This window comes from Streptomyces microflavus, from assembly GCF_014650075.1.
In the GTDB taxonomy this organism is placed as follows: domain Bacteria; phylum Actinomycetota; class Actinomycetes; order Streptomycetales; family Streptomycetaceae; genus Streptomyces; species Streptomyces microflavus.
Map to the genome: position 1 here is coordinate 337,026 of NZ_BMUG01000006.1, position 21,953 is coordinate 358,978.

16 protein-coding genes are annotated in these 21,953 nt (G+C 71.8%); 11 read left to right on the forward strand and 5 right to left on the reverse strand.

Annotated features, from left to right (window positions below):
* Positions 1-104 precede the first annotated feature (104 nt).
* The 8 genes from IE264_RS19530 (at position 105) to IE264_RS19565 (ending at position 12,607) form a co-directional block, all read left to right on the forward strand.
* Complete coding sequence (locus IE264_RS19530) at positions 105-995, forward strand: FAD binding domain-containing protein (RefSeq protein WP_015612286.1); 891 nt, start codon at positions 105-107, stop codon at positions 993-995.
* A 2-nt stretch (positions 996-997) separates the two neighbouring features.
* Complete coding sequence (locus tag IE264_RS19535; protein WP_015612287.1) at positions 998-1,597, forward strand: (2Fe-2S)-binding protein; 600 nt, start codon at positions 998-1,000, stop codon at positions 1,595-1,597.
* A complete protein-coding gene (locus IE264_RS19540) occupies positions 1,594-4,011 on the forward strand; it encodes a xanthine dehydrogenase family protein molybdopterin-binding subunit (RefSeq protein WP_032753726.1) in 2,418 nt (805 codons plus the stop codon). Before IE264_RS19535 ends, IE264_RS19540 begins: the two co-directional genes overlap by 4 nt.
* Before the next feature lie 331 nt (positions 4,012-4,342).
* Positions 4,343-5,800 carry an NCS2 family permease gene (locus IE264_RS19545; protein WP_015612289.1) on the forward strand — a complete coding sequence of 486 codons (1,458 nt, stop codon included), beginning with the start codon at positions 4,343-4,345 and terminating at the stop codon, positions 5,798-5,800.
* 45 nt (positions 5,801-5,845) lie between these two features.
* The gene (locus tag IE264_RS19550; protein ID WP_032753728.1) at positions 5,846-6,988 is read left to right on the forward strand and encodes an XdhC family protein; all 1,143 of its coding nucleotides are present in this window, start codon (positions 5,846-5,848) and stop codon (positions 6,986-6,988) included.
* A gap of 95 nt (positions 6,989-7,083) precedes the next feature.
* Entirely contained in the window at positions 7,084-10,842 is a 3,759-nt protein-coding gene (locus tag IE264_RS19555) for a S8 family peptidase (protein WP_229887635.1), read from the forward strand.
* A gap of 87 nt (positions 10,843-10,929) precedes the next feature.
* Positions 10,930-11,613, forward strand: coding sequence for a hypothetical protein (locus tag IE264_RS19560; RefSeq protein WP_032753730.1), 684 nt, complete (start codon positions 10,930-10,932; stop codon positions 11,611-11,613).
* 64 nt (positions 11,614-11,677) lie between these two features.
* A complete protein-coding gene (locus IE264_RS19565) occupies positions 11,678-12,607 on the forward strand; it encodes an endonuclease/exonuclease/phosphatase family protein (RefSeq protein WP_229887637.1) in 930 nt (309 codons plus the stop codon).
* Positions 12,608-12,672: 65 nt separating this feature from the next.
* Here IE264_RS19565 and IE264_RS19570 read toward each other — a convergent pair whose 3' ends face one another.
* The 4 genes from IE264_RS19570 to IE264_RS19585 form a co-directional block, all read right to left on the reverse strand.
* Positions 12,673-14,226 carry an N-acetylmuramoyl-L-alanine amidase gene (locus IE264_RS19570; protein ID WP_032753733.1) on the reverse strand — a complete coding sequence of 518 codons (1,554 nt, stop codon included), beginning with the start codon at positions 14,224-14,226 and terminating at the stop codon, positions 12,673-12,675.
* Positions 14,227-14,488: 262 nt separating this feature from the next.
* Entirely contained in the window at positions 14,489-15,220 is a 732-nt protein-coding gene (locus IE264_RS19575) for a nitroreductase family protein (protein ID WP_032753735.1), read from the reverse strand.
* A gap of 79 nt (positions 15,221-15,299) precedes the next feature.
* On the reverse strand, positions 15,300-15,905 hold the full coding sequence (locus tag IE264_RS19580; RefSeq protein ID WP_032753743.1) for a GOLPH3/VPS74 family protein: 606 nt from the start codon (positions 15,903-15,905) through the stop codon (positions 15,300-15,302).
* 73 nt (positions 15,906-15,978) lie between these two features.
* Complete coding sequence (locus IE264_RS19585) at positions 15,979-16,425, reverse strand: nitroreductase family deazaflavin-dependent oxidoreductase (protein ID WP_015612297.1); 447 nt, start codon at positions 16,423-16,425, stop codon at positions 15,979-15,981.
* Positions 16,426-16,664: 239 nt separating this feature from the next.
* Between IE264_RS19585 and IE264_RS19590 the strand changes: the two genes are divergently transcribed.
* From IE264_RS19590 to IE264_RS19600, 3 genes are read left to right on the forward strand one after another with little or no spacing between them, the layout of a single operon-like run.
* Positions 16,665-16,898, forward strand: a complete 234-nt coding sequence (locus tag IE264_RS19590; RefSeq protein ID WP_015612298.1) for an acyl carrier protein — start codon at positions 16,665-16,667, stop codon at positions 16,896-16,898.
* Positions 16,895-18,169 carry a beta-ketoacyl-[acyl-carrier-protein] synthase family protein gene (locus IE264_RS19595; RefSeq protein ID WP_032753744.1) on the forward strand — a complete coding sequence of 425 codons (1,275 nt, stop codon included), beginning with the start codon at positions 16,895-16,897 and terminating at the stop codon, positions 18,167-18,169. The genes IE264_RS19590 and IE264_RS19595 overlap by 4 nt, the downstream gene beginning before the upstream one ends.
* 20 nt (positions 18,170-18,189) lie before the next feature.
* Positions 18,190-19,089 carry an alpha/beta fold hydrolase gene (locus tag IE264_RS19600; RefSeq protein ID WP_032753746.1) on the forward strand — a complete coding sequence of 300 codons (900 nt, stop codon included), beginning with the start codon at positions 18,190-18,192 and terminating at the stop codon, positions 19,087-19,089.
* A 25-nt stretch (positions 19,090-19,114) separates the two neighbouring features.
* Here IE264_RS19600 and IE264_RS19605 read toward each other — a convergent pair whose 3' ends face one another.
* A complete protein-coding gene (locus tag IE264_RS19605; RefSeq protein ID WP_032753747.1) occupies positions 19,115-21,523 on the reverse strand; it encodes a DUF8508 domain-containing protein in 2,409 nt (802 codons plus the stop codon).
* Positions 21,524-21,953: the final 430 nt, after the last annotated feature.

Consider the following 21,953-nt stretch of genomic DNA (forward strand, 5'->3'; position numbering starts at 1 on the left):
TGTACTGGGCCACACACCACGTGAACACCACATGAACGAGCCAGTCGAGGGCCGGCCGTCCCCAGCCCCAGCGAACGACCCGATTGAGAAGAAGAGAGCCACTCATGGACTTCCTTCGCCCCGCCAGCTGGGAGGAGGCGCTCGCCGCCAAGGCCGAGCACCCCACGGCTGTGCCCATCGCGGGCGGCACGGATGTGATGGTCGAGATCAACTTCGACCACCGGCGGCCCGAGTACCTCCTGGACCTGAACCGCATCGGTGAGCTGTCCGAGTGGGAGGTGGGCCAGGAGAGCGTACGGCTCGGCGCCTCGGTGCCGTACAGCGCCATCATGGAGCACCTGCGGGCCGAGCTGCCCGGCCTGGCGCTCGCCTCGCACACCGTCGCGTCCCCGCAGATCCGCAACCGCGGCGGTGTCGGAGGAAACCTCGGCACCGCTTCGCCCGCCGGTGACGCCCACCCGGCGCTGCTCGCCGCGGGGGCCGAGGTGGAGGCCGAATCCGTACGCGGAACGCGGCTGATTCCTATCGACGCTTTCTACACAGGGGTCAAGCGCAACGCCCTGGAGCCGGACGAGCTGATCCGCGCCGTGCACATCAGGAAGGCCGACGGGCCCCAGCAGTACTCCAAGGTCGGCACCCGCAACGCGATGGTCATCGCCGTCTGCGCCTTCGGCCTCGCACTGCACCCCGAGACCCGCACCGTGCGCACCGGCATCGGTTCCGCCGCCCCGACCCCCGTCCGGGCCAAGGAGGCCGAGGCCTTCCTGAACGCCGCGCTCGACGAGGGCGGGTTCTGGGAGAGCGGCAAGATCATCACCCCCGCCATCGCCAAGCAGTTCGCCGCGCTCGCCTCCGGCGCCTGCAACCCGATCGACGACGTACGGGGCACGGCGAAGTACCGCAGGCACGCGGTCGGGATCATGGCCCGCCGCACGCTCGGCTGGACCTGGGAGCAGTACCGCGGCGCGGGCCGCACGCTGGAAGGAGCTGCGTAACCATGCGAGTCAATTTCACGGTCAACGGCCGTCCTCAGGAAGCCGACGACGTATGGGAGGGCGAGTCCCTTCTCTACGTGCTGCGTGAGCGTATGGGGCTGCCCGGTTCCAAGAACGCCTGCGAGCAGGGCGAGTGCGGGTCCTGCACGGTCCGCCTGGACGGCGTCCCGGTCTGTGCGTGCCTGGTCGCCGCCGGCCAGGTCCAGGACCGCGAGGTCGTCACCGTCGAGGGGCTGGCCGACTACGCCAAGCACCGCCAGGACACCCACCCCGGCGGCGGCTGCGCCTCCGGCGCCTGCGGCACCACCCTGGACGAGGCCAAGCGCTGGCAGTCCAAGCCCACCGACGGCCGGGCCGGCGAGGCCGCCCCGCTCTCCCCGATCCAGCAGGCGTTCATCGACGCCGGAGCCGTCCAGTGCGGCTTCTGCACCCCCGGCCTGCTGGTCGCCGCCGACGAACTGCTGGAGAACAGCCCGTCCCCGTCCGACCAGGACATCCGCGAGGCGCTCTCCGGCAACCTGTGCCGCTGCACGGGTTACGAGAAGATCCTCGACGCGGTCCGCCTCGCGGCCGCCCGCCAGGAAGAGGCGGTCCAGTCATGACGACGTACCCGAAGGCCCAGAACGTACCGGCCGGAACCCCCACCAAGATCACCCAGGGTTCGCCCACCAAGGGCGGCATCGGTGAGTCCACGCTCCGCCCCGACGGCACCCTGAAGGTCACCGGAGAGTTCGCGTACTCCTCCGACATGTGGCACGAGGACATGCTGTGGGGCCAGACGCTGCGCTCCACCGTCGCGCACGCCGAGATCGTCTCCATCGACACCTCCGAGGCCCTGGCGATGCCCGGCGTCTACGCCGTGCTGACCTACGACGACCTGCCCGCCGCGATGAAGAACTACGGCCTGGAGATCCAGGACACCCCGGTTCTCGCCCACGGCAAGGTCCGCCACCACGGTGAGCCGGTCGCCATCGTGGCCGCCGACCACCCGGAGACCGCGCGCCGCGCCGCCGCCAAGATCAAGATCGACTACCGGGAGCTGCCCCTCATCACCGACGAGGCCTCGGCGACCGCTCCCGGCGCCGTGCTCGTGCACGAGGGCCGCGACGACCACCACATCGGTCATGTCCCGCACCCCAACATCGTGCACCGCCAGCCGATCATCCGTGGCGACGCCGACGAGGCCGCAAAGCGCGCCGACGTCATCGTCAGGGGCGAGTACACCTTCGGCATGCAGGACCAGGCCTTCCTCGGCCCGGAGTCCGGGCTCGCGGTGCCCTCCGAGGACGGCGGTGTCGAGCTGTACGTCGCCACCCAGTGGCTGCACTCGGACCTCGGCCAGATCGCCCCCGTCCTCGGCCTGCCCGAGGACAAGGTCCGGATGACGCTCTCCGGCGTCGGCGGGGCCTTCGGCGGCCGCGAGGACATCTCGATGCAGATCCACGCCTGCCTGCTGGCGCTCCGCACCGGCAAGCCGGTCAAGATCGTCTACAACCGGTTCGAGTCCTTCTTCGGACACGTCCACCGGCACCCGGCGAAGCTCACCTACGAGCACGGCGCCACCAAGGACGGCAAGCTCACGCACATGAAGTGCCGCATCGTCCTGGACGGCGGCGCCTACGCCTCCGCCTCCCCGGCGGTCGTCGGCAACGCCTCCTCGCTCTCGGTCGGCCCGTACGTCATCGAGGACGTCGACATCGAGGCGGTCGCGCTCTACACCAACAACCCGCCCTGCGGCGCGATGCGCGGCTTCGGCGCGGTCCAGGCCTGCTTCGCCTACGAGGCGCAGATGGACAAGCTGGCCGCGAAGCTGGACATGGACCCCGTCGAGTTCCGGCAGCTCAATGCCATGGAACAGGGCACCCTGCTGCCCACCGGCCAGCCCTGCGACTCGCCGGCCCCGGTCGCCGAGCTGCTGCGCCTGGTCAAGGCCCGGCCGCTGCCGCCCGAGCAGGAGTGGCTGACGGCGGGCAGCGAAGGCACCTCCGTCGACGTGCGGGCGCTGCCCGGCGGGCTCTCCAACACCACCCACGGCGAAGGCGTCGTCCGCGGCGTCGGCTACGCGGTCGGCCTGAAGAACGTCGGCTTCTCCGAGGGCTTCGACGACTACTCCACCGCCCGGGTGCGGATGGAGGTCATCAACGGCGAGCCGGTCGCCACCGTGCACACCGCGATGGCCGAGGTCGGGCAGGGCGGTGTCACCGTGCACGCCCAGATCGCCCGTACCGAACTCGGTGTCAACCAGGTCACCATCCACCCCGCCGACACCAAGGTCGGCTCCGCCGGATCCACCTCCGCCTCCCGCCAGACGTACGTCACCGGCGGCGCGGTCAAGAACTCCTGCGAGGCCGTCCGGGAGCAGGTGCTGGAGATCGGCCGCCGCAAGTTCGGGTCCTACCACCCGGCCTGGGCCACCGCCGAACTCCTCCTGGAGGGCGGCAAGGTCGTCACCGACGGCGGTGAGGTGCTCGCCGACGTGGCCGACGTCCTGGAGGACGAGGCGATCGACATCGAGCTGGAGTGGCGCCACCGGCCCACCGAGGCGTTCGACCTGCGCACCGGACAGGGCAACGGCCACGTCCAGTACTCCTTCGCCGCGCACCGTGCGGTCGTCGAGGTCGACACCGAGCTCGGCCTGGTCAAGGTCATCGAACTGGCCTGCGCCCAGGACGTCGGCAAGGCGCTCAACCCGCTCTCCGTCCTCGGCCAGATCCAGGGCGGCACCCTCCAGGGCATGGGCGTCGCCGTGATGGAGGAGATCATCGTCGACCCGAAGACCGCGAAGGTGCGCAACCCGTCCTTCACGGACTACCTCCTCCCCACCATCCTCGACACGCCGACCATCCCGGTCGACGTGCTCGAACTCGCCGACGAGAACGCCCCGTACGGGCTGCGTGGCATCGGCGAGGCCCCCACCCTGTCGTCGACCCCGGCCGTCCTCGCGGCGATCCGGAACGCGACGGGCCTTGAGCTCAACAGGACCCCGGTACGCCCCGAGCACCTCACCGGTACCTGAGGCGGGGGCCGGGTGATCCCCGGCCCCCGCCTCCGAGCGGTCCCCCCTGAACTCTCCGGGCGGTGTGCTGAGCCGAGAACGTCACACTTTTCCGCACCCCGCACCGCCCGGAGACACCAAGTACCGCACCGCTCGCGGTTCTTCGCCGTACGCCGGCACACGCCGGCGCACCGGCAGCGCCTCACGGATCAACCGTGCTCCGGCACATCCGTATCTGCTTCAACAGTTCGTCCCGGCCGTCCCCGGGTCGTGCAGCCGACGCAGTCATCCCAAATCCCGCAATCCCCAGTCACCACGCGGGTGCCCCTGTGAACCTTGGGAGTCAGGCATCATGACCCAGCAGTCAGTGGAACCGAAGACCAGCGCGGAGGCCGCGGGCCCCGGCTCGCGCGTCCCCGCCGGCAGATCATGGCTCGACCGCTACTTCCACATATCCGAACGAGGCTCCACGGTCGCGCGCGAAGTGCGCGGCGGCGTCACGACCTTCATGGCCATGGCGTACATCCTGCTGCTCAACCCGCTGATCCTCGGCGGGGAGGACGTCAACGGCAACCTCCTCAGCCAGCCCGGCCTGATCACCGCGACCGCCTTCGCGGCGGCCGCGACGACCCTGCTCATGGGCTTCGTCGGCAAGGTGCCCCTGGCGCTCGCCGCCGGACTCAGCGTCTCCGGTGTGCTCGCCTCGCAGGTCGCACCGAACATGACCTGGCCGCAGGCCATGGGCATGTGTGTGATCTACGGTGTGGTGATCTGTCTCCTGGTGGTCACCGGCCTCCGCGAGATGATCATGAACGCGATCCCGCTCGCGCTCAAGCACGGCATCACCATGGGCATCGGGCTCTTCATCGCCCTCATCGGCCTCTACAAGGCCGGATTCGTCCACAAGGGCGCGGCCACCCCCGTCTCCCTCGGCCCGGCCGGTGAACTCGCCGGCTGGCCCGTCCTGATCTTCTGCGTGACCCTGCTCCTCATCTTCATGCTCCAGGCGCGCAACATCCCCGGCGCGATCCTCATCGGCATCGTCGTCGGCACGCTGGTGGCCCTGGTCATCAACGCGATCGTCGACATCCCCGCGAAGGCGTGGAGCAGCGGCCCGCCCGCCCTGGAGGGCAGCGCGGTCTCCGCCCCCGACTTCTCACTCTTCGGGAACGTCGAGTTCGGCGGCTGGGGCGACGTCGGCGTGATGACCGTCGGCATGATCGTCTTCACCCTGGTGCTGGCCGGCTTCTTCGACGCGATGGCCACCATCATCGGCGTCGGCACCGAGGCCAAGCTCGCCGACGACAAGGGCCGTATGCCGGGCCTGTCCAAGGCGCTGTTCATCGACGGCGCCGGCGGTGTCATCGGCGGTGTCGCCTCCGGCTCCGGCCAGACGGTCTTCGTCGAATCGGCCACCGGGGTCGGGGAAGGGGCCCGGACCGGGCTCGCCTCCGCCGTCACCGGCCTCTTCTTCGCCGCCTGCCTCTTCTTCACCCCGCTCACCGCGATCGTGCCGACCGAGGTGGCCTCCGCCGCCCTCGTCGTCATCGGCGCGATGATGATGCAGAACGCCCGGCACGTGGACTGGAGCGACCGTTCCGTCGCCATCCCGGTCTTCCTGACCGTGGTCCTGATGCCCTTCACGTACACCATCACCACCGGTGTCGCCGCGGGTGTCATCGCGTACTCCGCCATCAAGCTCGCCCAGGGCAGGGCCCGCGAGGTCGGGGCCTTCATGTGGGGGCTGACGGTGATCTTCATCGTCTTCTTCGCCCTCAACCCGATCGAGAGCTGGCTCGGCGTCCACTGACGGCCGCCGCCCTCCCCGCCCTCTTCCCGCCTAAGGAGAAACGCCATGCTGGACATCGCCGAAGAGCTGCACCGGTGGGTCTCGCAGGGACGCGAGTTCGCCGTCGCCACCGTGGTGGCGGTCGGCGGCAGCGCGCCCCGCCAGCCGGGTGCCGCCCTCGCCGTCGACCGCGACGGCACGGCCATCGGCTCGGTCTCCGGCGGATGTGTGGAGGGCGCGGTCTACGAACTGTGCCGGCAGGCCCTCGATGACGGCAGGTCCGTCCGCGAGCGCTTCGGCTACAGCGACGAGGACGCCTTCGCGGTCGGCCTGACCTGCGGCGGCGTCATCGACATCCTGGTCACACCGGTTCGGGCGGACGATCCCGCCCGGCCGGTGTTCGCCGCAGCGCTCGCGGCCGCCGCACAGGGGGCGGCGGCGGCCCTGGCGCGGGTCACCGAGGGCCCCGAGGAGCTGCTCGGACTCCCGCTCCTGGTCCGGGCCGACGGGAGTTACGAGGGCGGGCTCGGCGGCCACCCGGCGCTCGACCGGACCGCCGCGGCCGAGACCCGCGCCCTCCTGGACGCGGGCCGCACCGGGCCGCTCGCCATCGGCGCGGAAGGGTCCCGCTGCGGCCGGCCGATCCAGCTCCTGGTCGAGTCCAGCGTGCCCCCGCCCCGCATGATCGTCTTCGGCGCCATCGACTTCGCCGCCGCGCTGGTCCGGGCCGGGAAGTTCCTCGGCTACCGGGTCACCGTCTGCGACGCCCGGCCCGTCTTCGCCACCGCCGCACGCTTCCCCGAGGCCGACGAGATCGTCGTCGACTGGCCCCACCGCTACCTCGCGGGGACCGCCACCGACGCCCGTACGGTGCTCTGCGTCCTCACCCACGACGCCAAGTTCGACGTGCCGCTGCTGGAGGCCGCACTGCGCCTCCCGGTCGCCTACGTCGGCGCGATGGGCTCGCGCCGCACCCACCTGGAGCGCAACGACCGGCTGCGCGAGGTCGGCCTCACCGACCGCGAACTGTCCCGGCTGCACTCGCCGATCGGCCTCGACCTCGGCGCCCGTACGCCGGAGGAGACGGCACTCTCCATCGCCGCCGAGATCGTCGCGGTCCGGCGCGGCGGCAGCGGCCTACCGCTCACCGGCGCCCATACCCCCATCCACCACGACAGCAGCGGACAACCGCTCGCCTCCGTGGCCTGAAACCCCTGGTCCACGCCGGGCGGGTAACCGCCACGGCGGTTTCCTGCCAGCCATGAACGCAGCGGTCGCCCACGATTTACCGGTAGATCAGCTGCATGACTTCTTCCCCCTCCTCCGTTCCCGGCCGGGCGAGATCCGCCCGCCCAGGACGCAGAGCCCTCCTCCTGGCCACCTCGGCGGCGCTCCTGGGCTCCACACTGGTCCCCTTCGCGGGCACCGCCGGCGCGGCCCCCGCACCCGCGGCCCCCCGCGCCGACGCCCCGCGCTCCGAGATACGCACCGTCACCCTCGTCACCGGGGACGTCGTGCGGTACGTGGACGGGCCCGACGGCCAGGACACCGTCACCGTGGACCGTCCCGAAGGGGCGAGCGGCGGGGTCCGTGTCCAGCAGGCGGGCGGCGACATCCACGTCCTGCCCGACGAGGCCACCGCGCTGCTCGCGGCGGGCAGGCTGGACCGGCGGCTGTTCAACGTCTCGGCCCTGGTGCGGATGGGGTACGACGACGAGGGCACCGGCTCGATCCCGCTGATCGCGACCTACCCGGCGGCGGAGGGGAAGGCCCGGGCGCTCCCGGCCGCCCCGCGCGGCGCGGAGAAGACCCGCACGCTCGCCTCCATCCAGGGTGCCGCGCTCCAGGCCGACAAGGGCGACGCGCGGACGTTCTGGGACGCCATCACCCGTACACCGCGGGCCCGTTCGCTCGACAGCGGGATCGCGAAACTCTGGCTGGACGGCCGCTCCGAGGCGCTGCTGGCGGATTCGGTGCCGCAGGTGAACGCCCCGCAGGCGTGGGCCGCAGGGTTCGACGGGAAGGGCACCAAGGTCGCCGTCCTGGACACCGGCATCGACGCCGCCCACCCGGACGTCAAGGACCGGATCGTCGCCTCCCGCAGCTTCATCCCCGGTGAGGAGGTGGAGGACCGCAACGGCCACGGCACGCACGTCGCCTCCACCATCGCCGGTTCGGGCGCTGCGTCCGACGGCGCCAACAAGGGCGTCGCCCCCGCGGCCGACCTGCTCGTCGGCAAGGTGCTCAGCGACGAGGGGTCCGGCGCGGACTCCGGGATCATCGAGGCCATGGAGTGGGCGAAGGCCGAAGGGGCCGACGTCGTCTCCATGAGCCTGGGCTCCCCGGTGCCGGACGACGGCGGCGACCCGATGTCCCAGGCGGTCGACTCCCTCTCGGCGGACGGCGGTCCGCTCTTCGTGATCGCCGCGGGCAACGCGTACGGGGCGGGCACCATCGGCTCACCCGGCTCGGCGGAGAAGGCGCTCACCATCGCCGCCGTCGACAAGCAGGACGCCCGCGCGAGCTTCTCCTCCATGGGCCCGCTGGTCCGCTCGCACGGACTGAAGCCCGACCTGTCGGCCCCCGGCGTCGACATCAACGCGGCGGCATCGCAGTCCGTCCCCGGCATCGAGGGGCCGTACCAGTCGATGTCCGGAACGTCGATGGCGACGCCCCATGTCGCGGGCGCGGCGGCGATTCTGAAGCAGCGTCACCCCGACTGGTCCGGTCAGCGCATCAAGGACGCGCTGATGACCTCCTCCGAGAAGCTCGACGCGTACACCCCGTACGAGCAGGGGACCGGCCGGCTCGACGTGAAGGCGGCCATCGACACGACGGTCGAGGCGACCGGCTCGGTCCAGGTCGCGTCGTACGACTGGCCGCACAGCCCGACCGACCCGGTCGCCGAACGCACCATCACCTACCGCAACACGGGTGACAAGGACATCACCCTCGACCTCGCCACGGACACCGACGAGGCGGCCTACACGCTCTCCACCCCGACGCTGACCGTCCCGGCGGGCGCGACGGCCGAAGCGGTCCTGTCCCTCGACCCGGCGAAGGTCCCGAACGACACCACGTTCTCCGGCCAGGTCGTCGCCACCGACGCGGCGGGCACCACCGTCGCCCACACCGGCTTCGCGCTCACCAAGGAGAAGGAGCTCCACGACCTGACGCTGAGGCTCCGCGACCGCGCGGGCAAGCCGATGGACGGCCTGGTCGTCCTCGCCGAACTGGGCGACCCGCAGCTGGGCCTCGTCCAGGTCACCGGGGACACCACCCTGCGCCTGCCGCCCGGCAACTACACCGCCTGGGCCTCGGTCGACATCGACGGGGACCGCCCCGACTCCAAGGCCGTCGCCTTCCTCGCCGCCCCCGAGACGATCCTCACCGAGTCCGCCACCGTCACCCTCGACGCCTCCAAGGCCCGCAAGGTGAGCGTGCGGACGCCGAAGGAGACCGAGACTCGGCAGCTCCGCTACGACATGGCCCGTACGGCTCCGGACGGCACGGTCCAGCGCGACGCCTACCAGATCCCTCTGACGTACGACCAGTTGTGGGCGAGCCCCACCAAGAAGGTCACCCAGGGCAGCTTCAGCTTCCTGACCCGCTGGCGCCAGGGCGAGGAGCTGATCGACCTCACCGCCGACGGCCACGACGTGCCGGTCACCGTCCAGGGCGGTTCGGCCGTCGCCGAGGACAGTGAGCAGAAGCTGACGGCGGTGTACGCGGGCAAGGGCGCGGCCGCCGACTACAAGGGCCTGAACGCGCGCGGCAGGGCCGTCGTGGTCACCCGCAGCGACACCGTCGCCCCCGCCGACCGGCTGGCCGCCGCCGTGGCCGCCGGAGCCAAGGCGCTGTTCGTCGTCCACGACGGCCGGGGCCGGGCCATGGAGTCCTACGTCCCGTACGGCGAGGAGTCCACGATCCCCGTCGCCTCGGTCCAGAAGCTCGCGGGCGACCCCCTGATCCGGGCCGCGCAGCGCGGCAAGAAGGTGACCGTCGACCAGAAGAAGTTCGCGGCGTACGTCTACGACCTGGTGGACCGCCACGACGGAACGATCCCGGACCGCTCCCTCGCCTTCGCGCCCTCCACCCGCGACCTGGCGAAGGTGACCAACACCTTCTACGGACACCGGAAGACCCTCGGCGCGGGCTACCGCTACGACATCCCGGAGTACGGACCCGGCCTCGGCTTCGAGGAGTACGAGAAGTTCCCCGGCGTCCGCACCGAGTGGGTCAACCCGCTCCCCGGTGACTCCTTCTGGTACGAGAACCACTCGGTCCTCAACGCCGAACAGACCGACTTCGCCGCCGAGATGCGCAGCGCCGAGCTCGACTACCGGCCGGGCAAGGAGTACCGGGCCGAGTGGTTCGCCCCGGTCACCCGCCCCCGCCTGGGCACCGGCTACTGGGGCCCGTTCCGCACGGCCAACAACGACATGCAGTTCAACATCACGCCCTGGACGGACGCGGGCGAGGGCCACTCCGGCTCGATGCCCGAGGACGAGTACGACACCACCTCGTACGCCGTCCACCAGGGCGACACCCTGATCAAGAAGGGTGCGGGCAGGGCCGGATACGCCTGGGACCTGTCACCGCAGAAGCTCCCGTACCGCCTGGTCATCGACTCGGTGCGGGACGCGGAGACCTGGAAGAGCTCCACGCGCACCCACACCGAGTGGGGCTTCGTCTCGGGGGCGCTCGACCCGAACGGCCCGTACCAGACCGACATCCCGCTGCTCCAGCTGGACTACGACGTCGACACCGACCTGGCCGGCGACGTCAGGGCCGGCCGCTGGACGGAGATCGGCCTCTCCTCCGGCACCCAGGAGTGGCTGCCGGGCGCGGTGAAGGCGAACAAGGCCTCGCTGTCGGTGAGTTACGACGACGGAAAGCACTGGACCAAGGCCGAACTGCGCAGGAAGAGCACCGGCGAATGGACCGCGAAGTTCCGCACCCCCGCCAAGGGCGCGGCATCGGTCTCGCTCAAGGCCCACGCGGAGGGCCCCGGCGGGCTCGTCGTGGACCAGGAGATCATCAGGGCCTTCGGCCTGAAGTGACCTGCTGAGACATGGTCCCGCATCCTCATGACCCGGGGGTGCGGGACCACGTGCGTGGAGCGCCGCCCCGTGCGGTTGGATGAGCGCATGAGCGTTCACGACGTTGCCCGCCGGCTGCCGGGCATATCCCCCCTCAACGACCTCTGCCGCTCCCTGGCGATGCTCGACGCGATCCTCTGCCCCGAATGGGACCACCGCTGGCACGGCTTCGACGCCCACTGGTCCCCCACGGAGGCGATGGCCTCGATGCGGGACGGCTCGGGCGGCGAGTACTCCCTGGTCTTCTCCGCCGCCGGGGTCTACGCCCGCGGCTTCGACCACGAGTCCCCGATGAGCCCCTACGTGGACGACGCGCCCTGGCCCGGCGTCCTCGACGAGGTCCCCGCAGTCTTCCGCGCCTACGTGGACGAGCCCTCGTTCACCGACGAGTTCGGGCTGCCGGTGGTCACCGCCTGCCTCTGGCGCGAGACCACCGACGACCGCTGGCGGGCGGGCACCATCGAGTTCCCGGAGGACGGCGAGGACTCCGACGGTGCGGACTGGCTCTTCCAGCTCCTCGTCACGGGCACCCCGGAGTCCTACCAGGAGTGGGCGGAGGACTACTTCGAGGTCCCGGTGGACCTCGAAGCCGTACGCCATGTCTACGCCCTGCGTCCCCTGACCGACGAGGTGATCGCCGCGCTCGCCCCGGAGCGGGTGCCCGCGGAGCTGGCCGAGGACATCAAGGAGATCGGGTACCCGTCCGGTGCCGGTGCCGGAGCCGTGAGTTAGAGTCGCCGACGTTCTGATCCAGTGACCGGCGGGGTGGACCATGGTGTGGCGCAGGCGCACAGGCGTGATTCTGGCCGCGGTGGCCGCCCTGCTGGTGCAGGCGGCTCCGGGCAATGCCGCCGGAGCGACGACGGCCACGTACAACGTGTGGCACTGGAACGTCGCCGGCAACACACTGCACGCCGGATCGGTGACGGACGGCATGGTCGACGGTGCGGTCGCCTCCATCCGCAACCGCAGCGCGGACCTCGTCTCGTTCAACGAGATCTGCTTCGGCCAGTACCGGGCGATCCAGGAGCGGCTGACAGCGGCCGGCTGGCCGCAGGATCCCACCACCTTCTCCCGCTTCGCCGCCACCCGCGACGCGGATCCGGGCATCTGTGACGGCGGTGAGACGTTCGGTCTCGCCCTGTTCAGCAAGCAGCCCCTGGGCAACTCCAACCAGTACGTGCTGCCGTGGGACGGGAAGAAGGGCAGCCGCAAGATGCTCTGCGCACCCCTGCGGGACACCCCTCGGATGCGGTTCTGCACCGTCCACATCACGACCAGCAACACGCTCACCGACGGGGTACCGGACAACGTGCGCCAACTCGACGCGGTTCGGGGGATCCTCGATTCCTTCGACGCGGCGGGCGACACCTACCTCATCGCCGGTGACTTCAACGCCCAGCCGAACTACGGCCGTATGAACGGGTACTACGCGCCCTCGGCCGACACACCGAACAACCCGGACAACACGGGCAGCCACCGCGAGCTGGACGACGACGACTCCGCCCACTGCCCGGGTTACGGCGAGCACACGGTCGAGGCGGCAGGAAGCCCCGGACCGCCGTGCGGTGTCTACCGCAAGATCGACCAGATCTTCGTACGGGAGAGCCGGGTCGCCGGCCCGTACAGCGCCGACTCCCTCGCCATCGGTGCGTCCTGCGCGGGCGGAACCCCGTGCTCCGACCACCGGATCCTGACCGGTACGGCACGGGTGGCCATCGGCTGACCCGCGCGGCCGCCCCGGGCCCCGCGGGTCACCGGCGTACCGGCCGGAGCAGCGCTCCGCTCCGGTCAGCGCCCCGCCTGCAGCGCCCCCCACGTGGCCGGGCCCACCTTGCCGTCGACGCCCAGGCCGCGGCCGGTCTGGTAGTTGCGTACGGCCGTCTCCGTCGACGGGCCGAAGCTGCCGTCGACGCCTACCGTGGTGCCGAGCGCCGCCGTCAGGGAGCGCTGGAGGCGCTTCACCGCGTCGCCAGAGCTGCCGCGGGCGAGTGCCGGGGTGGTGCCGGCGGAGAGGAGGGCCGTCCAGGTCTTCGGGCCGACCGCGCCGTCGGCGGTGAGGGAGCGGGCGCGCTGGAACGCCTGCGTGGCGCTCTTGGTGGTGGGGCCGAAGATGCCGTCCGCCGTGCCGGCCGCGTACCCCTGGGCGTTGAGCAGCTGCTGGACGGCCGTCACCTGCGGGCCCGAGGAGCCCGACTGCTGGAGCGCGTACGAGGGGAAGGTCAGGCTGTCACCGGGGGTGCCGGGGGTGCCCCCGATCAGCTGCATGTAGTGGTTCCAGTCCCAGTTGGGGCCCGGGTCGGTGTGGGTGGCGCCGGGCGCCTCGCTGTGGCCGATGATGTGCGACCGGTTCTTCGGGATGGAGTACCGCGCGGCGAGGTGCTGGGTGAGGGCGGCGGAGGAACGGTACATCGCCTCCGTGTACCAGGCCGGGTTGTCGACGTAACCCTCGTGCTCGATCCCCACGGACGAGGAGTTGACGCTGCCGGCGTGCCAGGCGGTGTCCTTCTCCCGGACCGACTGCGTGACCTCGCCGTCGGAGGAGCGGATCGTGTAGTGCGCGCTGACCTTCGAGGCCGGGTTCTGGTACCAGCTGATGGAGCCCGCGTACGAGCCCTGGGTGGTGTGGATGATCACCTTGTCGACGGTCGCCTTGCGGCCGACGACGAAGTTCCCGGAGTACGCGGGGACCCAGAGGCCCGAGGGGTAGTCGGGGCTCTGCGCGTAGACCCCGGCCGCGGAGACCTCGTCCTTGTCCGGGGCGACCGGGCGGGAGGGGACCCGTACCTGCTCGCCGCCGGGCGCCGTAGCGGTCAGGCCCTGGGCGAGGAACGTGAAGACGGTGTCCGCGTAGAGCGCCGCGGCCGGTCCCTCCGCCTCGCTGTAGCGGGCGACCGCCGGGTACCAGGCGTTCACGTCGCGCCGCTCCGCACGGTCCAGGCCGAGGCGGTCGGCGTGGTCGCGCAGGACGGCGGCGCCGCCGAGGATGTTCGCCGCGGTGTTCCGGCGCAGCCGTTCGGCCGGCTCGCCGGTCAGCGCCGCCGCCTTCTCCAGGGAGCGGTTCTCGGGGTTGCTCGCCAGGTGCATCACGCCGTAGCCGTTCGCCTGGCTGGGCAGCCCCGCATGGCCGTCCAGCCGGCTCTCCCCGTAGCCGACGGCGGCCAGCAGATCGCGGGGTACGCCGTACTCCTGGGCCGCCCTGTCGAAGGCGCGGTTCAGCGGTTCGGCTGCGGGCGGGGCGGGGGCGGCGGTCGCCGGCTGGCCGGTGGCGACCAGGGCCGTGACCGTGAGGGCCGCCAGGACGGACGCGCGCGCCCGGGTGCGGGCGACGGTGCTTCTGGGCATGGGTGCTCCTGCTCTGTGGGGAATCTGTGGGGAAATCCGCGGGAGGAGAAGAGAGAAGCCCTCTGCCCGGGGTGGTGGACCGAGGGGCTGCGAGCGCACCCAGGCTAGCGAGCTGAGAAGGGCATGACAATGACGGCCGGGTCGCGGCGTGTCGCACAACTGACCTGATAAGTAAGGGAGTTGACGGGCAATTACGGCCTGTCGGGTGACGGGGAGTATCACCCGACAGGGGGTGTGATGGGCTGATCGGCCCCCGTCCTCGCTACCAGCGGTTCCGGTGGATGACGTCCGCCACCGGGCGCCGCCGCACCGGCCCGAAGTTGCCCTGCGGCCACCCCACCGGAACGGCGGCGAACGTCGCCATGTCCTCCGGGATGGAGAGCTCCCGCTTCCACTCCTGCTCCAGGAACAGGTGCCAGATGGTGATGTTCGCCGCGAGCCCGAGACCCCGCGCCGCGAGCAGCAGGTTCTGGACGCCCGGGTAGACGCAGGAGCCCTCCGCCAGCGCCTGGAACCGGGTCTGAGAGGCCATCATCCGCTCACTCGCCTCCGGGCCGAGCGCCTGCGCGGAGGCGATCAGGCCCTCCTCGTCCAGACGCGGCTCCGGGAAGCGGTAGCACGGCACGATCAGCGCCGGGGTGTCGGCGAAGTGGTCGCGCTGGTACTCGATCGCGGCGACCATCCGGCCGTACGCCGCCTCGTCCATGCCCTTCGGCGCGTACTTCCCGGTCGTCGCCAGGTAGGAGTCGACGCACCGCTTCCACAGCGGGGCGAGCCGCGCCATCACCTGGCGGTCCGTCACCACGACGTACTCGTAACACTGCATGTTGCCGCCGCTGGGCCCCCAGACGGCGGCCTGTATGAGCTGGTCGACCAGCTCGTCCGGGACGGGGTCCGGCTTGAGGCGGCGCATGGCGCGCATGGTGGACATGGTGTCGAAGAGAGCGGGGCCGCCGGGGGCGGAGGGATCGGCCTGAACCGTTTCGATGGTCATGATCGCGGAGTCTAGGCAGAACTCCCCGCCCCCGGCAGGGGGTGCTCCTGCGGGCCGGGGGCCGAGGTGTTCCCCCGCCTCAGGGGCCGCGCCAGAGGTTGGCGAAGGCCGAGTTCTCGATGGTCCGCCGCTGGCGTACCGCCTCCAGCTCCATCACCGCATCGTGGACGGCGGTCAGCACGGCCGTCACCGACTCGTCGTCCGGGCCCGGATCGTCGTCGGAGGGTCCGCCCCCGACACCGACCGCCGAGACGAGCGAGGCCAGGACGGGTTCCCGTTCCTCCCAGCGGGCGGCCGCCGCCCGGCGGGCGGGTGTGTCGGCCGGTTCCACGCGCTCCGGGCCGAAGGAGAGCCGGCTGCTCCGCTTGCGGGTCAGTTCACCGTCCTCCTCCAGCGCCGCCCGGTAGGCCGCCGAGAGGTCCTTGCCCCGGCGCCACAGCCAGTCCTCGACCGGCTCGTGGGGCGGCTGCCGGGTGAGCCGCGCCGCGGCTTCGCCGAGGAGCCGGTCCTGCAGGGCCGACGGCTCGCCCGGCACGATGCGGTCGTCGTCCACGGTGATGGCCCCCGCACCGAGCAGATCGACCAGCTCGGCTCCCGCGAGTGCGAGCGACAGATCGCCCTGCCCCACGGTGTGCTCCGGCCTCGGCTCCATGGCGATGATGAACAGGTCTTTCGCCGTGGTCATGAACGGCTCCTCTCGGAACATCGACGGAGAATCGTCACGATCAGTATCCCTCCGACCGGCGCCACGGCCCCCGTCAGCGCCTCGTCAGCCGGATCACCGGGATGTCCCGCCCGGTGCCCGCCTGGTACTGCGCGTAGCGAGGGAACAGCTCCACCAGGCGCGGCCAGACCCGGGCCTTCTCCTCGGCCGGGAGCGTCGCCGCGACGGCCGGGAAGCGCTCGGTCCCCACCCGGAGCTCGACCTCGGGGTTGTCCCGCAGGTTCAGGTACCAGAGCGGCGGGCGGTCCGAGCCCCCGTTGGAGGCCACGATCAGGTAGTCCTCGCCGTCCCGCCCGTACATCAGCACCGTGCGCCGTACGGCCCCGCTGCGCCGCCCCACGTAGTCCATCAGCAGGCAGGGAACTCCGAGCTGGGTGGTGCCCTTCGTGCCGCCGGACGACTCGTACAGCTCCGCCTGCCGGGCCACCCAGCCGGTGGGGCTCACCTCGACCTCCGCCGCACCGTCCGCGTCCGCAGCCATGGGCCTCTCCTTCACCTCGTACGGTCCGTCTCTCCATCCTGCACCCCCGTCCGGCCGCACCCGGGGATTCGTACACCTGGACAGCCCTCCCACCGCACGGGGGAACGCGGGCCGGGAACCCCTCGGTGAAGGCGTATAAAGGGTCCTTCCGGAGCAGCCGGCGTCCCCCGATGGCCCCTCCCCACCTCACCCCCAACCGCGCGGCCGGCGTCACCGCGTCACTGAGCCCAGGAGCGCCAATGAGCACCTCGGAAGAGATCAGCGCCCTGCTGGTAGCGAAGTTCGGAACCGACCCCGAGGCGCTGCGCCCCGACGTTCCGCTGCACCGGCTGCGGCTGGACTCCCTCGCCCTGGAGGAGCTGCGGCTGCTCATCGAGGACCGGCTCGATGTCGACCTGGAGGACGTCGCGCTCACCTCGCGCGACACCCTCGGCCGGCTGATCGAGGTCGTCCACGTCAAGGCCACCGCATGAGCGCCCCGGCGGCCCCCGTGACCGGGCCCTACCGTCGTACGCCGCTCGCCCCGTTCGCCGCCGCCGTCACCGGCGTCGGCCTGGTCACCGCGGCCGGTACGGGCGTCGGGGCCGCCTGGCACGGCGTCACCGAGGGCCTCGTCCCGTCCGTCGGCCCCCGGCCCGAACTCGCCGAGCTGCCCTGCGACTTCTTCTACTCCGTCACCGACTGCGACCCGCGCGAGGTGCTCGGGGTGGCCGCCCAGCGGCTGATGGACCGCTTCGCCCAGCTCGCCGTCGTCGCCGCCCGCGAGGCCGTCGCGGACGCCGGGCTCGACCCGGCGGTCTGGGACAGCGGCCGGGTCGGCATCGTCATCGGCTCGGCCCACGGCGGGCTCCCGTTCTACGACGAGCAGCACGCCGCCCTCACCGAGCGCGGCGCCCGCCGGGTCTCCCCGAAGCTCGCCCCCCTCAGCGTCGTCAACGGCGCGGCCAGCAGCGTCAGCCTCGACCTCGGCGTGCAGGGCCCCAGCCAGGCCGTCTCCACCGCCTGCTCCTCGGGCACCGTCGCCATCGGCACCGCCCACCAGATGCTCCGCTCCGGGGCCTGCGACATCGTCATCGCGGGCGGCGCCGAATCCACCTGCACCCGCCTCCTGATCGCCAGCGCCTGCCGCCTCAAGGCCGTCTCCACCCGCCGCGAGGACCCCAGGGCCGCCTGCCGCCCCTTCGACACCCACCGCGACGGCTTCGTCGTCGGCGAGGGCGCGGGCCTGCTGGTCCTGGAACACCCCGACCACGCCCGCGCCCGCGGCGCCACCGTCCGCGCCCACGTGAGCGGTTACGGAGCCTCCAGCGACGCCCACTCCGCCGTCGCCCCGGACCCCGACGGCCTCGGCATCGAACGCGCCCTGCGCACCGCACTCGCCGACGCCGGGCTCTCCCCGGCCGACGTCGGACACGTCAACGCGCACGGCACCTCGACGCTCTCCAACGACCTCATCGAGGCGGCCATGCTCCGCCGTGTCCTGGGCGAGAGCCCGCTGGTCACCTCCACCAAGGCGATGACCGGGCACACCCTCGGCGCCGCGGGCGGCATCGAGGCCGCGCTGACCGTGCTGGCCCTCCAGCACCAACTGGTGCCGCCCACCGTCAACCTGGACGCACCCGACCCGCTGATCGAGATGGACGTCGTCGCCAAGGAGGCCCGCAGCGCCTCCTTCGACTGCGCGGTGAAGACCTCGCTCGGCTTCGGCGGCCACAATGCGGCGCTCGTCCTCACCAGGGCCTGAGGCTAAGGGAGTTGAGAGGCATGCCCGAGGAGATCATCCGGACGCTGTCGGTGGACGGAGTGCGCTACGGCTACCGCGTCCTGCCGTACGCCTCCGGCGGCAGGCCCCCCGTCACCGAACCGGCGCTCGTCCTCGGCGGCGCCCTCCAGGGCATGTACGGCTGGCCCCAGATGGACGACCACCTCGGCCCGGCCACCGACGTGGTCACCGCCGACCTGCCCGGCATGGGCTCCGCCGACCCCCTCCCGCCCGGCCCCAGCGCCGACATCCTGCGGCGGGCCGTGCTCCAGATCGCCGATGACCTCGGCGCCCCCCGGATGAACCTCTTCGGCTTCTCCTACGGCACCGCCATCGCCTTCGGCTTCGCCCAGCGCCACCCCGAGCGGGTGGCCCGGCTCGCCCTCGGCGGCGTACCGGTCCATATCGACGAGGCCCAGGTCGACTGCTGGGAGCGGGCGCGGGAGGTGCTGGCGGGCGGGGACCACGAGGGGTTCGCGGCGCTGGCGGCCGACGCGCTGATGTGCCTGGATCCCGAACGGCCGGTCCACCGACGTGAGTTGGCGCGCCGCTATGTGCGCCGCTCGTTCCTGCACGCGCTCTCCCACTCGCCGCACGCGGCGGACTCGCTCTACCGGGCGCTGGCCGACCGGCCGGACTTCTCCGGCGGGCTGAGCGGGGTACCGGCGCTGGTCTTCGCCGGGGAGCACGACACGGTGACCTCGCCGGAGCGGCAGCGGGAGTTCGCGGCGACGATCTCGGGCAGCCGGTTCCTGACGATCGGGGAGTCCGACCACTGGGTGGTCCTGGAGCGGGCCGTCGAGGTGGCGGAGCTGGTGTCACGGTTCTTCCTGGAGGGCACGCCCGCGGCCACCCCCGTCAGCCTGCCGCGTCAGGCAGGTGCCTCGGTGGGCCGGACCTGAGAGTCCGGCCCACCGGGCCCCGGGGTCAGTACCAGAGGCTGTTGATCTTCACGCGGACCACCTGCGGGTCGTGGTCGCTCGCCTGGTCGGCGAACTCCGCGTTGATGTGCACCACGTCGTAGTCGAAGCGCCGGATCGCCGGGCTCGTCAGAATGTGGTCCAGGGTCTGCGAGTTGCCGTCGAAGACATAGCTGTACCGCTCCGATGCGGGCAGCGTCGTGATCAGGGGCTTGAGGACCTTGCCCTTGGTCAGCGCCGTGAACGTCGGGGAGAACGCGAAGTCGTTGAAGTCCCCGAGGGTGACGACGTGCGCCGACTTGTCCGCCTTCAGCAGCGAGGTGACGAACGCGTTGACCTCGGCGGCCTGCTGGATCCGCTTCGTCTCCGAGGAGCGCGTCGGCTCCTGGTAGCGGCCGTGCAGCGGCTGGTCGCCGCCCTTGGACGCGAAGTGGTTGCCGATGACGAAGACCGGCTCGCCCCGGAAGGTGTACTCGCCCACCAGCGGCTTGCGGCTGTCGGCCCACGCCGGGCTCGCCGGGTTGATCCGGCCGGGGGACGCGGAGAGCTCGACGCCCTTGCGGGTCTTCACCGCCTGGACCGGCGTGGTGGCGTCGCCGCCCGGCCGGTCGGCGAAGGAGACCCGCTTCGGGTTGTGGAGGAGGACGTTACGGATGTTGCCGCCCGGCTCGCCGCCGTCCTTGTTGTTCTCGGGGGAGATGTAGCGCCAGGCGTAGCGCGGGCCGCCCTTCGCGACGATCGCGTCCGTGAACCGCTTCAGCGTCGCCTCGGAGCCCACCGTGCCGTCGTTGACCGCGCCGTTGTCGTCCTGGATCTCCTCCAGCGAGACGATGTCGGGCGAGGAGAGGTTGACCGCGACGCCCTCGGCCAGCCTGTCGAACTTGGCCTGCTCGTCGCCCGCGTCCAGGTTCTCCACGTTGTACGTGGCGACGGCGAGCTCGTCCTTCTTCTGCTTGCGGGTCACCTCGCGCCGCAGCTTCTTGTCGACGAGCGTGCCCACCTCGGTGGCCTGCACGTTGTAGCCGCCGTACGAGGCGTAGTCCAGCACGCCGGTGGTGCGGCCCTTCAGCACGTCACCCACGTTCGCCGTCGGGATCGGCTGAGCCGGGTCCAGCGACATCACCTTGAGGCGGCCGGTGTTCTGGTCCTCGTACGAGGCGTAGAGCGTGCCGCCGCGCCGGGTCGGGTTCTCCCGGGGCTTGACCGTCACCCAGATCTCGTCGTACGCCGTCGTCGCGCCGGTCACCCGGGTGTCCGCGATCCGGACCCGGACGCCCTCCAGGGACTCGTACAGGTCCAGGGCGTACCGCTTCGGGACTAGGGGCAGCGCGTCGATCGCGCCGCCGCCCGCCGAGGGCACGTAACGGCCGGGCACCGAGCGGGAGTCGAGGACGACCGGGGCGGGCAGCGCGTTGCCGGAGGAGAGCACGGTGGTGCGGGGCGCGGTGAGCTGGGTGATGGACTGGGTGCCGGTGCCCGGGTAGTACTCGGCCACCTTGCCGCTCACCAGGACCGAGTCGCCGGCCTTCACGGCCGGTGCGGCGGAGCCGGTGTAGACGAACAGGCCCTCGCTGGTGCGGGCGTCCTTGTCGGGCGCGGTGTCCTGGATCCAGAAGCCGCGCGAACCCGTGGTCCGTACGCCGGTGACGATGCCCGGGACGCCGGTGACCGCCGTGCCGTCGAGCGGGGAGACACGGGTCGTGCCCTGGATGTCGTGGATCCGTACGGTGCCGGGCTCGGTCGGGCCGGGCTCCTCCGGCTCCTGGCCGCCGCCGGACGTCTCGCCCGCCGCGTTGACGGGGGTCGGGGCACCGGCGGAGAGGTCGGCCGCGTTGTCGTCGGTGTCCGCGAGCGAGGCGGCCCGGGAGACGGAGGCGGTGGCCGAGGCGGTGGGGGCCGGGCCGCTGCCCTCCCGGACGACCGCGGAGCCGTAGCCGACCAGGTCCACGATGCGGGCCTCCGCGGCGCACTCCGCCGCGGTCTTGCAGGTGAGCGGGGTGGTGCCGGAGACCAGCGCCACGGTGCCGCTTCCGGCGGCCATGGCGATGGTGCCGGTGGCGTCCGCGGTGGGCAGGGCGACGGTGCCGCCGGTGCCCGCGGCCTGGGCGACGAGGTAGCGGCCGCCGGGGGCGATCGTCCCGGTGAGCGCGGAGACCTGCCACTGCGAACCGGCCGACGGAGCGCCCGGCAGGTACTGGACGCTGAAGCCGCCGACCTCGAACGGCGTGGCGCCGGCGTTGGCCAGCTCGACGAAGTCCCGGGTCAGCGTGGCACCGGAGTTGCCACCGCCGCCGTACACCTCGGAGATCACCGCGGTGGCGGACGGGGCCGCCTGGGCGGTGGGCAGGGCGGTCACCGCGAGCGCCACGGCGACGGCACCGGTCAGCAGGACGGAACCGGATCTGGATATCTGCACGGCAGGTGCCCCTCAGCTTGGTGGTAAGAGCCAAAAACTATGCGCGTAGAACGGGGCATGACAAGGCATCATCGGTTAATTCCCGGCATCATCCGGATGGAGAACAGGCTGTCGCGCCTCGCGCGGACCCCCGGCGCCGCTCGTCGCGCGCCCGCCACACGCCCGTCACGTGCGGCAATATCCGGGCAACACGCCCCCATGAGACGGCCGTCCACCATGCGGTCAACGGTTTGACCGGGTTACGCCGTTCCGGCTACGTTGCGCGCCATGCAGCGATCCGCACACCTGACGACGCGAGGTCATGTCGACCTGAAGCGCGTGTGCTCCGCGGCGTGTCACCAGGCCTGAACGCACCGAGCCCCTGAGCGACCGCAGCCGGAGCCCCTCCGGCGTGCGCACGCCGGGGCAACCGTTCCACGGGAGAAGCCGC